The organism is Parabacteroides chongii (assembly GCF_029581355.1).
Lineage (GTDB): Bacteria > Bacteroidota > Bacteroidia > Bacteroidales > Tannerellaceae > Parabacteroides > Parabacteroides chongii.
In genome coordinates this window covers 5,505,290-5,517,638 of record NZ_CP120849.1, presented here as the reverse complement: position 1 = coordinate 5,517,638, position 12,349 = coordinate 5,505,290, and the positions used below count along the sequence as shown (strand labels likewise).

The following is a 12,349-nucleotide window of genomic DNA, read 5'->3' as shown; positions in this document are numbered from 1 at the left end:
TCTTTTACATATGGCTCATCGAAAAGTCCCAGCCAGAACTTGACGTAGAGTACTCTATCCGTTTGTCGATAGGTTGGGAAGGATCTTCGTAGATATCTTTCTGACCGTTCTTATTCAAGTCGATCCAGCCTTTGTGATATATTTTTTTCTGATTTTTGGCAGGATGGGGCATGGAAGCCTGTAAGCTGCTGTTACCTGCATTCAACATCGGTAGGATGCCGAACGATAAACAAAGGATCAGACGTTTAGCCGGTGTGTTATTGATATTCATGATTTTTATATTATATGGTTAAACAAATCGGTTTATTCGACGATGTACCAGTTATATCCTTTCGCCGGAATGGTGATAGGGATCGTGATGGAATAGTCACGTTCCAGGACGTACACCTGTACGTTCTGATCTTGTTCTTTAATAGTTACTTTGTCGGTCAGTCCGGTATAATAGAGAGGTATTCTGATCTCTTTCGAGATAGGAGTATCCAGCGGATTATAAACGGATATGAAACCTTTCTGCTTCAAAGCCGGATTGACGTGCATGATGCCATCCCAATCCTGTCCGTCAGGGCGGCGCAGATGAATAATATCGGAATCCAGTATCTGACGGTATTTCTTGTAGAAAGAAACCCATTTATTAACAAGCTCTTTCGTTGCTTCGGTATCATACAGACGGGGACCGCGATAGCAAGCCTGTACGCCTGCTCCAAACAGGTTCCGGAGGCGTGTCTCGTAATGGTCCAGATGTTCATTCAACGGTTCGATCGTAGCAGCTTCACCGCCTCCGTGATATTGGGTAAGGGGTACGAACATAAAGCCCATGCTGGGTGTTTTCTGCCAGGTACCGTCATAGATATTCTGCCGTTCGATAATTTCCTGGTAAGCGCGGGGTAACGACCAGTTTGTTTCGACATATCCCATCGGTGTTTTGTTGGAACCGCTCAGGAAGTACCAGTCCGGTACATTCAGATAAACACCGTTGGCCCGACACCAACGATAGAACTGACTGATTTTTTTCCATTGTGTCCACTGTGAATCGAGATATCCTTTATGACCGCTATGTGATGTCGAAGCACAAGGATCACCGGGGTATGAACCATCGTTTTCGAATACATTCATGCCCGTTGAGGTAAAGAAGTTCTGTAATTTACGGAAGTAGGTATCTCCCCAATCGGATGCGATACAGGGAGATACGCCAAAACGGCTACCTTCTTCACGTGTGTTGGCCGGTTTCCCGGTTTTATGACTGATTGCGGCGTCTTTGTCTGTTGCTCCCCGGCTTGCCAAGAGGGAATAACCTCCGATGGCAATGCCCTTTTGGGCGGCATAATCGCTCAGTTCTTTCATGCGTTGTAAATAGGATGCGGAATCGTTTTCTATTTTAAAACCACTGCCGAAAGTCATGATTACCATTTCAAAACCTACCGCAGCGCATTGGTCGATCGCCTGTTTGACAGCTTCATTATCCGATTGGCGTACATGCATAAAAATGGGATTTTCTTGTGTCCACGGAGCCATCATACGCCAAAATTTACATTCTGCCAGTCCGCGTCGTTCCTGGTCGGTGGCATCGCGAAGCATTTCAAAAGCAGTACAGGATTCGAAACTTTCTCCGGCTTTGATATCCAGTCCGGGGCCGAGTAAAGGTGTTACTTCGAGGCGGGCCGGTTTATATTGGCCATAATAACGAATACCGGTAAATTCATATTCCGGATGATCGAATACCCAGCGTACGGCCGGGTTGTCTTTCATTGCTTCCATATCTCCGCCCATTGCATAATCGGTTACGACGAACAGTTGGGTGAAACGGTCGATATAATCGCGTGGAGCATCTGTCTGTACCGGTTGTTTGCGAAAATCATTCGTGTAGGTTCCCGGTTCCTGTGCCATCATACGGACTTCGTGAGGTTCGCCATAATGCACCTTGGGAGCGGTTTCCACCAGTGCCAGTATTTCCGACTTGAAAGAGTCGAGAGTAATCGTTTCTGTTCCTTTATTATCTATTTCGATCCATTTGGCTAGGATGGGAGCCCCATCATATAATTCGTAGATGACGCGAACTTTCAGGTCTTTACATTCCTGGGGTGCTTTTGCCGGAGCCTGATAGTTGAAGGTGATCCGTTTTCCCGGAGCAGGCCAGGGATATAAGTTGGATATCCATTGCGAGTTCGGTTTCCAGGGGAAACGTTCTTTGCTTTCGCTTATTTGATAGTCGACTAATGTAAAAGCCGAGTCGCAAACCTGCATGTTATTAATAAATTCTTCTGTCAGGAAGTTGTTGACAGGTTGTCCGGTCAATCCTCCGACAGGATATTCTTTTCCGTTAATGACGAGTAAGGCTTCGGGGCGGACAGCACGTAATTCATTTTGTCCGGTCATCAGGTTGTCGAGGGCTATTGTCGCTGCGTTGGGGGTAAGAAGAAAAGTACGGCGCAGGAGGCCGTTTGTTAGTTCGAGACGTTTCCCTTCGTGTGTTGTCTGTACAGCAGATTTGTAAGAAGAACCGTCGATCAGCCAATCCTGGGCAGATAAGCAGAGGGTGGAGGAAATATATAAACTTATTATAAGCAATAGGTGTCTCATGATATGATGTTTTCTTGATATTTGAAAGGAGAGAAATAAGGGGCAAATACATTGCCTGTAGATGCCCTCTATTTTATCTTATTTACTGTATCCCGGATTTTGAGGATATTCAGCACCTGTATTAGAATCGATTACAGATTGAGGAATAGGCCACAATGCGTGGTGTTCATCCATCTTCGGACCGCTGACGGAGTTGTACTTTTTAGTACGTTCCAATAATTTACCGGTTCTCACCAAAGTAAAGCGACGCAGTTCTTCACCAACTAGTTCGCGGATAACATTTCCGGATACTTTAATCTCTTGCGCATATACCTGTACGGATATAAACGCCATAAAGAAGAATAATAAAGAAAGAATCCTGTTCTTTCGTTCTGCTGCCTTATTACAGGGAGGCAGGTTCCCGTCCAGTTGTCTGCTCATGCTTTTCATAATTTATTTGCGCATTAAACAATTTAAGAAATTAACCATGTGGCTATTTTAATTTTTTGTGTCAAAAGAATGAAAGATGCGTGTTGTGTGCGAACAAAATCGTCCCAAAAGGATGTAATATCGTCTCAATACGCTAAAAAACATGTAATTTCTATAAATTTATCTGACCAGTCGGTAGATCTCGCAAGCTGCCATCAGGAAGGCTCCGGTTCCGTATAGTTCGGTCATTTCTTTGGTTACTTTGCGGGGGTCGGCTCCAACGGGTTGTACCCAACCCAGTTTACCGTCGCTCTCTACGGCAGAGCATAAAGCAGCCCATCCTTTTTCTATAACCGGGAGGTATTTGTCGGCCGGAAGATATCCCTGGTTGACGCCATAAGCCAGTCCGTAAACGATAAATCCGGTGGCACTTGTTTCCGGTGACGGATAGCTGGCGGGATCTAAAAGGCTGGCATGCCAGAAACCGTCTTTGTTTTGCAATCCGGCCAGACGTTCGCTGATCTCTTTGAATAGTTGCAGGTAGAAAGGGCGGTATTCGCTATCGTCGGCCGGGAGTGTCTTTAATATTTCAGCCAGTCCGCCGATTACCCAGCCATTGCCTCGTCCCCAAAATACTTTCTGCCCGTTTGCTTCTTTTTGGTTGAAGTAGCGACTATCACGGAAGAAGAGTTTTTCTTCTTTGTCGTATAGATGATTGTAGGTGGCCTTAAATTCTGCATCGGCGAAAATCATATACTTTCTATTGCCGGTAAGCGTGTAGAGGCGGGTATATACAGCCGGTGCCATAAACAATGCGTCGCACCATGACCAGCGTTCGTAGGACAGTGGTTTGCTGTAATCGATATCCATACCGCCTTTGGAAGGGTTGTTGACTACCCAATCGATGCGTGCCAGCGTAGGGAGTAGCATTTTATCTTCCTTATATTTACCATACATGTCGATATAAGTCTGCGATACGCAAACATCGTCGGCATGATACATCCGGTCGGCCACCTGCCAGTGTTGACGGTTGAATACTTTTTTCATCCAGTCGAAATACTGTTCGTCTCCACTGAGTTCTGCCCAGTCGAACATCCCCATATAAAGAGCCCCTGCAATCCAGCCTTTTGGTTCACTGACAGCATATTTATTAGTGGGGAACTCTTTGATCTGCCAGTCTGCTACTTTACGTGCGATGGTTGTTACTTCATCTTTTTTTAAATCGGCAGCCTGTAGAGAGACTGCTGCACATCCTAGCATAATAACAGCAGCAATGTGTTTAAATGGTATTCGTTTTGAAATCATAGATCTGTTGTTTTATTAGATTAATAAGTTTAATCAAATGAATAAAACAACAAGTTTCCGCGAATACACAATCATCCCAAAAGCGAGTACAAACGTCTCATTTACTTTCTTGATACTCGGTAGGCGACATTCCGTATACAGCCTTGAAGCTTCGGGCGAAATAAGAACGGCTACTGAAACCGATGTGCTGGGCTATCTCAGACACATTCATATTGGATTCTTTCAGCAGTTTGGCTCCGGCTTCGAGGCGGATATTCTTTATCAGTTCGATGGGGGATAGACCCGTTACCGCTTTTACTTTCCGGTAGAAATTGGCACGACTCATACCAAGTGTCTGATAAATAACCGATACGTCCAGATCCTGATTGGAGATGTTTGCCTTTACGATCTCGATGTATTGAGTCAGGAAGTCGTTGTCCTCTTCGGGTTCTTCCACTCCCAGGTTACGGAGACTCAGCGATTCACCGTATATGTTTTTCATCTTTTCGCGAATAGAAAGCAGGTTTCTTATGCGTGCTTTCAAGATCGCGACGTGGAACGGCTTTATGATGTAATCGTCGGCTCCGGCCTCCAGTCCTTCCTCTATCTGTGATACCATCGACTTACCTGTCAGCAGGATCACGGGGATGTGGCAGAGGTGTTGACTTTCCTTGATACGTTTGCATAGTTCCAGTCCGTTCATTTCAGGCATCATGACGTCGCTGACGATTATATGAGGGGAAGTTGTCTCCAGCAGTTCAAGCGCTTCTTTCCCATTGCTCGCTTTCAAAACGATGTAATCGAGCTGCAATTGATGTTCCAGATATTGCAGGACTTCCTGATTGTCATCTACCAGCAGAACCGTTTGTTTGTTGCGGGTTTCCGTTTCTTCTACAAGCAAAGCCACCTTTTTACTGATTTCGGAAGAGTGGGACAGGGGAGGCTCTTCCTCTTTTTTTACCTCTTGTTTGGCAGTGTCGGGGAGAAGGATCAGGAAAGTTGTCCCTGTTTCCTCCGGACTGTTCGTCCAGATACATCCCTGGTGTTGCCGTACGATCGAACGTGTCAGGCTTAATCCTATTCCGGTGCCGGACACTTCTTTGTGTACATCCTCTTCCGAGCGGTAGAAGGGTTCGAATATCTTGTCGGCTTCCTCTTTGTTGATTCCCTTTCCGGTATCGCTTATTTCTATCAGGATATAGCGGGATTCTACTAGGGTAGAACTGTCCTGTTCGGGGAACATGGCCAGTTCTTCGCATTTGTCTTGCGTTATCCGGCTGATCCGTATTGTCACGTTTCCTTCTGCCGGAGTGAACTTGAACGCATTCGACAGCAGGTTGAAAAAGACTTTCTCTATTTCGGCCTCATCGTAATAGGTAAAGAACGTTTCCGGCAGTTCGTTTTTCAATACAAATGTTATCTCCCGGTTCTGTGCCACACTTTCGAAGGAGCGGTACATCTCCTCGATGAATGCCGGGAAATTGAAATGAGTCTTTTGAAGGATCGTTTTGCCGGCTTCGTATTTCTGGATATCCATCAGGTTGTTAACGAGCAGCAACATACGTCCGGTATTCTTTTTGATCAATTGCAGGGCATCCTTTACTTCCGGAGAGAAACTGACCCGTTGCAACAGGTCGTTCAACGGATTAATGATCAATGTGAGCGGAGTTCTCAGCTCATGCGAGAAGTTGGTGAACATACGCATACGTTCTTCGTGCAGTTCGTTTTCCTTCTCATGTTCCAGCTGTTTGTACTTGGCCTCCCGTTCCCGTTCGTGTTTGAGGTGCTGTCGCTGTACGATGGCTATCACGATGATCGACAGGATACATAGATAGATCAGGTAAGCCCACCAGGTCTGGTAGAAGGGAGGGTTTACGGTGATGTGCAAGACGGCCTCTTCCGGATTCCAGACACCATCGTTGTTGGCGGCTTTCACGCGGAAAGTGTATTTTCCCGGGGATAAGTTACTGTAATAGGCTTCCCGGCGGTTTCCGATGTTGTGCCAGTTATGGTCGGCCCCTTCCATCATATAAGCGTACGAATTATTTTGGGAATGGATGAAGTTGAGTGCCGAATAGCGGATGGTGATGTTTCCCTGGCTGGCTTCGAGCGTGATGTTGTTGTCGTATTGCAGGGGCAACAGTTCCTGGTAAGTCGGCAACCCTTCCGGGTCTACCTGCGTGTTTATTTGTAATGAAGTGATATAGACGGGAGGTATGTTCGGGTTCGTAATCGTTTTTTGCGGATTGATGGCCAGTATTCCTTTATTCCCGGAGAAATAAAGAGTCCCGTCTTTTGAAACGCAGTTGTTGGCATATAACGAGTATTCCTGTGTAGGGCTGTCGACCGGCCTGACCTGTTCGAACTTGTTTGCCGGACGGTTCAGTTTGTATAATTCTTTGCCGGTCACGGCCCATATATTTCCCTCTTTATCGATTGAAAGCGAATTGATGTAGCTTTCCGACAGACCATCTTCCTTCTGATAGTTCTGTATTACGTTGAGGTCTTTATCGAGCCGGAACAAGCCACCTTTGGTGGTGGCTATCCATATATATTGTCCGGAATCTTTCACGACACCGGATATACTTCCCAACCGTTTGTTTTTATCGCCGTTCTGCAACCGGGCGGTGAGGTTGACAGACGTTTTCTTGTTCATGTCGTAAACAAAAGCACTATCGGTGATGGCCCCGAATAGAAATACGTCCGGTTCCAGTTCTTTAATCAGGCACATTCCCCGGAATACCTTTTCCACACCGTCTACGTTAAACTTGTTGACCGTCTTACCCTTGTCCACCATGACGGTATGGTCGGGTGTATTGGTCGGTATCCATAACCGTTGCCGGCTGTCTATATATAAGGTGTTGATATCGTTGTATTTGTAGTCATGTATCTTCTGGTATTGCTCCTTACGGATGGAAAAAAGGTAGACGGAACCGAAGTGCGTGGCACAGAATATGGAATCCCCCTGTATCAGGATAGCTTTGAGGATGTTTATTTCATAATTCCCGGCTTGCAAAGGTTTTATGGGGTAGAGCTTCTGTTCGCCGTTCCGTGGGTTGTAATAAAGCAATCCTGCTCCTTCCGTGGCGAACCACATATTACCTTTGTTATCTTCCTGACCTTGTCCCAGTACACCGGCAAAAGCCTTCGGAGTGATGAATGAGGTCGGTCTATGGAAAGGGCTGTGGTAGTTAACACCGGCGGAATAGGTACCGACCCAGAGTGTCTGGTCGCGGTCGATCAGCATACTATGGATGGAGTAATGGCTGAGTGCTCCTTTCGCTTTCATATCCATGTTGACAGCCGTGATGGTCATGTCGCGGGTGTTCAGGATGTTGAGTCCCCTGAAGGTGGCGATCAATACCGAATCTTTGCCGAATGGAATAAGATGGCGTACGGAGTTGTTGTTGAGGCCCGAGTTGCCGGTGTTGAGGCGTCTGAATGTTTCGTCTTCCTTATTATAAACACATAGACCGTCTTCATTGGTACCAATGAATATATTATTGGCTACGCCAGCCAATAATATGGATATCGTACTTATAGGAAGTTTTTCCGGGTTGTCGGAACTATCCGGAAGGAAATGTTTTTTCAGCTTCCAGTCGGCAGCGTATACATAGAGACCTTTATCTTCCGTTCCGATAAAAATATCCCCGTCCTTATCCTGGATAATGGAATGAATGGGCGAATCCATTTCTTTCAGGTAAGGCATTTCTTCGACCGTCTTATCCGGATTACACTTTAATATGCTTCGGGTGGTGAGGGCATAAAGATCGCCGTCTGCATGGAGAAGGAAGTTATTGACCGCATTCGTCGTTATCTCCGGGTTGATAGCCTGGGGATAGAAACGCGTGATCTGTTGCGTCCGGTAGTCGATGCAGTTGACCCCGTTGGAGGTGCCGATCCAGATGTTTTTCTCCTTGTCTTCGGCGATCCGGCGGATGTAATTGTCACTGATAGAAGCCGGGTTGTTTACCTCATTCTGATATATTTTGAATTCATATCCGTCGTAACGATTCGCCCCGTTGCGTGTACCGAACCATATATACCCGTCCGAGTCCTGGAATATATTCATAACGGATACCTGCGACAAGCCGTTTTCTACTCCCAGGTGGGAAAAGAAGAAAGGGCTGTTATTGCCGTAAGCCGTAAACACGCCACAGGCAAGGAGAAGCCAGGCTGTGATAAATTTGTATATAGTCTTCATTCCTGGTTATCCTCTCTTAATCCGTATTGTGCATTCGCGCGGAACCCCAGACGGACGATCTTCCCTTCTTCCTGCAAGGCTTTCAGATCTTTCAGGGCAGTATATTTCGAGCAACCGTTGAGCGAACGGCACAGGAAGGTCGAGATCGTATCATTTTTTTCGATATAAGCCAAAATGTTGGCCTTGCGCTTTTCTTCCGTATATCCTTTCAGGCGGCTGGGTTCGTCGGCACGTTCCACTTTCATGTAACGAAGTTGGTCTTTCAACTCTTTGGAACAGCGGAATACCACTTTGTGAAACTTTACCAAATGGGGTTTGATCTCTTTCTCTGTTGTCAGCGAAGGACATTTAAGCGAGGCGTTGAACGTCCCCAAACCTTCCAACTCGACAATATCGCCGTATTTCAGGTGAAAAGCGATCCTGCTTTTCAGCGCGTCCAGCATCCCTTTCACATCGGCTGACGAAAAGGAACTGATCTGTGAGATCTCTTCGCAAAGAGCATCGATACGTACGGTATATTGGTTCACCTGGCGGGCGTGGAGGTTTTCCTTCTTTCCCGGATTTCTGAATAGGTTGTAAGTGGCTGACATCTACGGTATTGTTAAAGTGTTTATATAGGTTGTTATTTGGCTCGTCCCGGTCTTCTTTTCAAAAGACTGCCTTCTAAGCTTCCTTTCCTCGCGACAAAAAGTTTGTTCGACCTCCGTCAGACAGCTGTCCGACACTAGTGGGACAGCTATCCCACCCGGGTCGGACAGCTGTTCGATTGCCGTCGGACAAAGATTAGGATAGCACCAAAGATACATTATATTGGGACAAAATGTATCTCTCGCGGCATCTTTTTTTATTTATCCCCGGGTGAAGGCGAAAAGAACTCTTCTATCGGTGCGTGTCGGCCTGCGATTGATACTTATTCGGCTTAGTAGGGACGTTTGGCAGCAAATAGAGACAATCGTGATCGGTAATGAGATGATTTTATTAGTTAGTTTGGGAGTGGAGAGGTATATTTGCAACTCATTCAATTAACAAATCATGAATAAACGAGTATTAAGTTTAACCTTATTGTTAGCCTGCCTGGGATTGATGACGATGCAGGCGGAAGGCCGGAAAGTGGAGTCTTTTAATTCCGGCTGGTCATTTAAGAAAGCTCCGGCGGAAAAAGAGCTGGCCCTTAATGCCCCGAAATGGGAGAGCGGCTGGTCGGAAGTGGAAATTCCCCATACCTGGAATGCCAAGGATATGCAGGTACAGGCCAATAACTTTTATGAAGGGGCGGCTTATTATAAGAAAAACTATTTCTTCCCTGCCGACCTGAAAGGGAAGCGGGTCTTCCTGCGCTTTGAGGGTGTCGGTTCCTGTACGGAAGTGTTCGTGAACGGAATGCTGGCTACTTCTCATAAAGGCGGTTATTCGGCTTTTGCCTGTGAGATCAGTCCGTTGTTGAAGGTAGGAGAGGAGAATGAGATCATCGTAAAGGCGGATAACAAATCGCGTCCGGATGTGATTCCGGTCAACCATAATTTATTTGGTGTGTATGGCGGTATTTATCGTCCGGTATGGTTGATCGTTACCGAACCGTATAATATCAGTGTTACCGATTGTGCCTCTCCGGGCGTTTATATAACCCAGAAGAATGTATCCAAAAAGCAAGCGGATGTGAAAGTAAAGGTCAAACTGGATAACGGAACCTTGCAGCCCGTCCCTGTGACCTTGCAGAATACGATCTACGACCAGGAAGGGAAACAGATTGCAACAAACAGCCAGTCGTTCGAACTGACTGCACAGGGCGAACAGGCTTACGAATCTTCTTTTACAATCAAAAAGCCGACGTTGTGGCAGGGACGTGAAAATCCGTATCTGTATAAGGTGGTCAGCCGTCTGATCAAAGACGGGCAGGTGATCGACGAAATGGTACAACCGCTGGGACTGCGCAAATATGAAATTGTAGCAGGTAAAGGCTTTTATCTGAATGGAGAGAAGTACCCGATGTACGGTGTTACCCGTCATCAGGATTGGTGGGGGCTGGGTAGTGCCCTGAAGAATGAGAACCATGACTTCGACCTGGCTACTATTATGGATGTCGGTGCAACGACTGTCCGTTTTGCTCATTATCAGCAATCCGACTATCTGTATTCGCGTTGCGACAGCCTGGGACTGATTATCTGGGCGGAGATTCCATTTGTCAACCGGGTTACCGGCCAGGAAGCGGAAAACTGCCGTAACCAGTTGCGCGAAATGATCCGTCAGAGTTTCAACCACCCTTCCATCTATGTGTGGGGATTGCATAATGAGGTATATCAACCGCACCAGTACACAAAAGAGTTGACCCAATCGTTGCACGACCTGGCAAAGACGGAAGACCCGGATCGTTATACGGTGTCGGTAAACGGATATGGTCACATGGAACATCCGGTGAACCTTGTTGCCGATATCCAGGGAATGAACCGCTATTTCGGCTGGTACGAAAAGAAAATACAGGATATCAAACCCTGGGTAGAGGGACTGGAAAAGGAATATCCTCACCAAAAACTGATGCTGACGGAGTACGGTGCTGATGCCAACCTGAACCATCAAACCGAATATCTGGGAGATGCCTTGAACTGGACAAAAGAATTTTATCCGGAGACATTTGCCACCAAGACACACGAATATCAGTGGAGCGTGATTGCTGCCCATCCGTATATCATCGCTTCTTATCTTTGGAATACGTTCGACTTCTGTGCCCCGATGTGGGTTCGCGGCGGTGTACCGGCCCGTAATATGAAAGGGTTGGTTACTTTCGACCGTAAGATCAAGAAAGATTCTTATTTCTGGTATAAGGCCAACTGGAGCAAAGAACCTGTACTGTTCCTGACACAACGTCGTAACTGGGATCGTGAGAAAAAGGAAACATCCATCACTGTTTACTCCAATATCGGTACGCCGACAGTCTACCTGAACGGTAAGGAACTGAGCGGTATTCGTGAAGGTTATACGCGCGTACATTATATAATAGATAACGTGACGCTCGATATGGGTAAGAATATCGTAAAGACAGTCGTAGTGAAAGACGGCAAGACCTACGAAGACGAAATCGAATGGATGTATAGCGGAGAAAAGAAACGCGATTCGGACCAGTCGGTCAACAAAGAAGAACATGCCGGATTCTGATCTTTAGTCGATATTAGAGAACGCAGATGACGCAGAAGATACAGAGTCTCGCAGATTTATATAATTATTTAGTCTGCGAGATTCTGCGTTTATCTGCGTCATCTGTGTTCCTTAATATTGTCTTTCTCACCACCCATTGTAATGTATCTGCTTCTTGTTGAATTTATCCTTCGGCTTCTCTATGCCTATGGGGTAGCCAATCGGAATAACCGTAAGAGGAATGACGTGGTCGGGCAGGTGCAGGGCATCTCGCACAACATTCATCCGTTCGGGATAAGGATAGGCGGCCGTCCATACGGCTCCCAGTCCTAACGATTCGGCTGCCAGCAGTACGTTTTGTGCAGCAGCGGAACAATCCAACTGCCAGGCATTGCCGGATTTGACGGTATCGCCACAAACGATAATCGCCTGTTTGGTCTCTTTCAACATACGGGCTAATGGTAATCCGTCTCCCATCGTATCCAGGATATCACGGTCTGTTACGATGATAAACTCCCAGGGACGGCGGTCTCTGGACGAAGGGGCTGCCATTCCTGCACGGACCAATGTTTCCAGCTTCTCTTTTTCAACCGGTTGCTGTGTATATTTACGTACGCTTTTGCGGTTGAAGATTGTTTCCAATGTCTGGTTTTCTTCCTGACTGTCTTTTGGTTCTGTATGGTTGTTGCAAGCAACCAGGACAGAGAATAATGCGATAAAAGAATATGTCCATTTCATACTGCAAAC

Annotated in this window: 8 protein-coding genes; 1 reads left to right on the top strand and 7 read right to left on the bottom strand. The window is 46.4% G+C overall.

Annotation, left to right across the window (positions count from 1 at the left end):
• Positions 1-4 precede the first annotated feature (4 nt).
• The 6 genes from P3L47_RS21195 to P3L47_RS21170 form a co-directional block, all read right to left on the bottom strand.
• On the bottom strand, positions 5-271 hold the full coding sequence (locus P3L47_RS21195) for a hypothetical protein (protein ID WP_122361485.1): 267 nt from the start codon (positions 269-271) through the stop codon (positions 5-7).
• A 32-nt stretch (positions 272-303) separates the two neighbouring features.
• A complete protein-coding gene (locus P3L47_RS21190; protein WP_277782034.1) occupies positions 304-2,577 on the bottom strand; it encodes a hypothetical protein in 2,274 nt (757 codons plus the stop codon).
• A 78-nt stretch (positions 2,578-2,655) separates the two neighbouring features.
• Complete coding sequence (locus tag P3L47_RS23805; protein WP_410510718.1) at positions 2,656-2,997, bottom strand: RagB/SusD family nutrient uptake outer membrane protein; 342 nt, start codon at positions 2,995-2,997, stop codon at positions 2,656-2,658.
• A gap of 168 nt (positions 2,998-3,165) precedes the next feature.
• Positions 3,166-4,290, bottom strand: a complete 1,125-nt coding sequence (locus P3L47_RS21180; protein ID WP_427910524.1) for a glycoside hydrolase family 88/105 protein — start codon at positions 4,288-4,290, stop codon at positions 3,166-3,168.
• Between the two features lie 97 nt (positions 4,291-4,387).
• Complete coding sequence (locus P3L47_RS21175; protein WP_277782033.1) at positions 4,388-8,473, bottom strand: hybrid sensor histidine kinase/response regulator transcription factor; 4,086 nt, start codon at positions 8,471-8,473, stop codon at positions 4,388-4,390.
• Positions 8,470-9,063 carry an HU family DNA-binding protein gene (locus tag P3L47_RS21170; RefSeq protein WP_122361489.1) on the bottom strand — a complete coding sequence of 198 codons (594 nt, stop codon included), beginning with the start codon at positions 9,061-9,063 and terminating at the stop codon, positions 8,470-8,472. The genes P3L47_RS21175 and P3L47_RS21170 overlap by 4 nt, the downstream gene beginning before the upstream one ends.
• 499 nt (positions 9,064-9,562) lie before the next feature.
• On the opposite strand from P3L47_RS21170, the gene P3L47_RS21165 reads away from it, so the two are divergent.
• On the top strand, positions 9,563-11,623 hold the full coding sequence (locus P3L47_RS21165; protein WP_427910576.1) for a glycoside hydrolase family 2 protein: 2,061 nt from the start codon (positions 9,563-9,565) through the stop codon (positions 11,621-11,623).
• A gap of 126 nt (positions 11,624-11,749) precedes the next feature.
• On the opposite strand, the gene P3L47_RS21160 is transcribed toward P3L47_RS21165, so the two are convergent.
• Positions 11,750-12,340, bottom strand: coding sequence for a nitroreductase family protein (locus P3L47_RS21160; protein ID WP_129732674.1), 591 nt, complete (start codon positions 12,338-12,340; stop codon positions 11,750-11,752).
• Positions 12,341-12,349 lie beyond the last annotated feature (9 nt).

Coding starts and splice junctions, on each gene's coding strand:
- P3L47_RS21195 (WP_122361485.1), bottom strand. CDS start 271: ATGAATATCAATAACACACCGGCTAAACGTCTGATCCTTTGTTTATCG.
- P3L47_RS21190 (WP_277782034.1), bottom strand. CDS start 2,577: ATGAGACACCTATTGCTTATAATAAGTTTATATATTTCCTCCACCCTC.
- P3L47_RS23805 (WP_410510718.1), bottom strand. CDS start 2,997: ATGAGCAGACAACTGGACGGGAACCTGCCTCCCTGTAATAAGGCAGCA.
- P3L47_RS21180 (WP_427910524.1), bottom strand. CDS start 4,290: ATGATTTCAAAACGAATACCATTTAAACACATTGCTGCTGTTATTATG.
- P3L47_RS21175 (WP_277782033.1), bottom strand. CDS start 8,473: ATGAAGACTATATACAAATTTATCACAGCCTGGCTTCTCCTTGCCTGT.
- P3L47_RS21170 (WP_122361489.1), bottom strand. CDS start 9,063: ATGTCAGCCACTTACAACCTATTCAGAAATCCGGGAAAGAAGGAAAAC.
- P3L47_RS21165 (WP_427910576.1), top strand. CDS start 9,563: ATGCAGGCGGAAGGCCGGAAAGTGGAGTCTTTTAATTCCGGCTGGTCA.
- P3L47_RS21160 (WP_129732674.1), bottom strand. CDS start 12,340: ATGAAATGGACATATTCTTTTATCGCATTATTCTCTGTCCTGGTTGCT.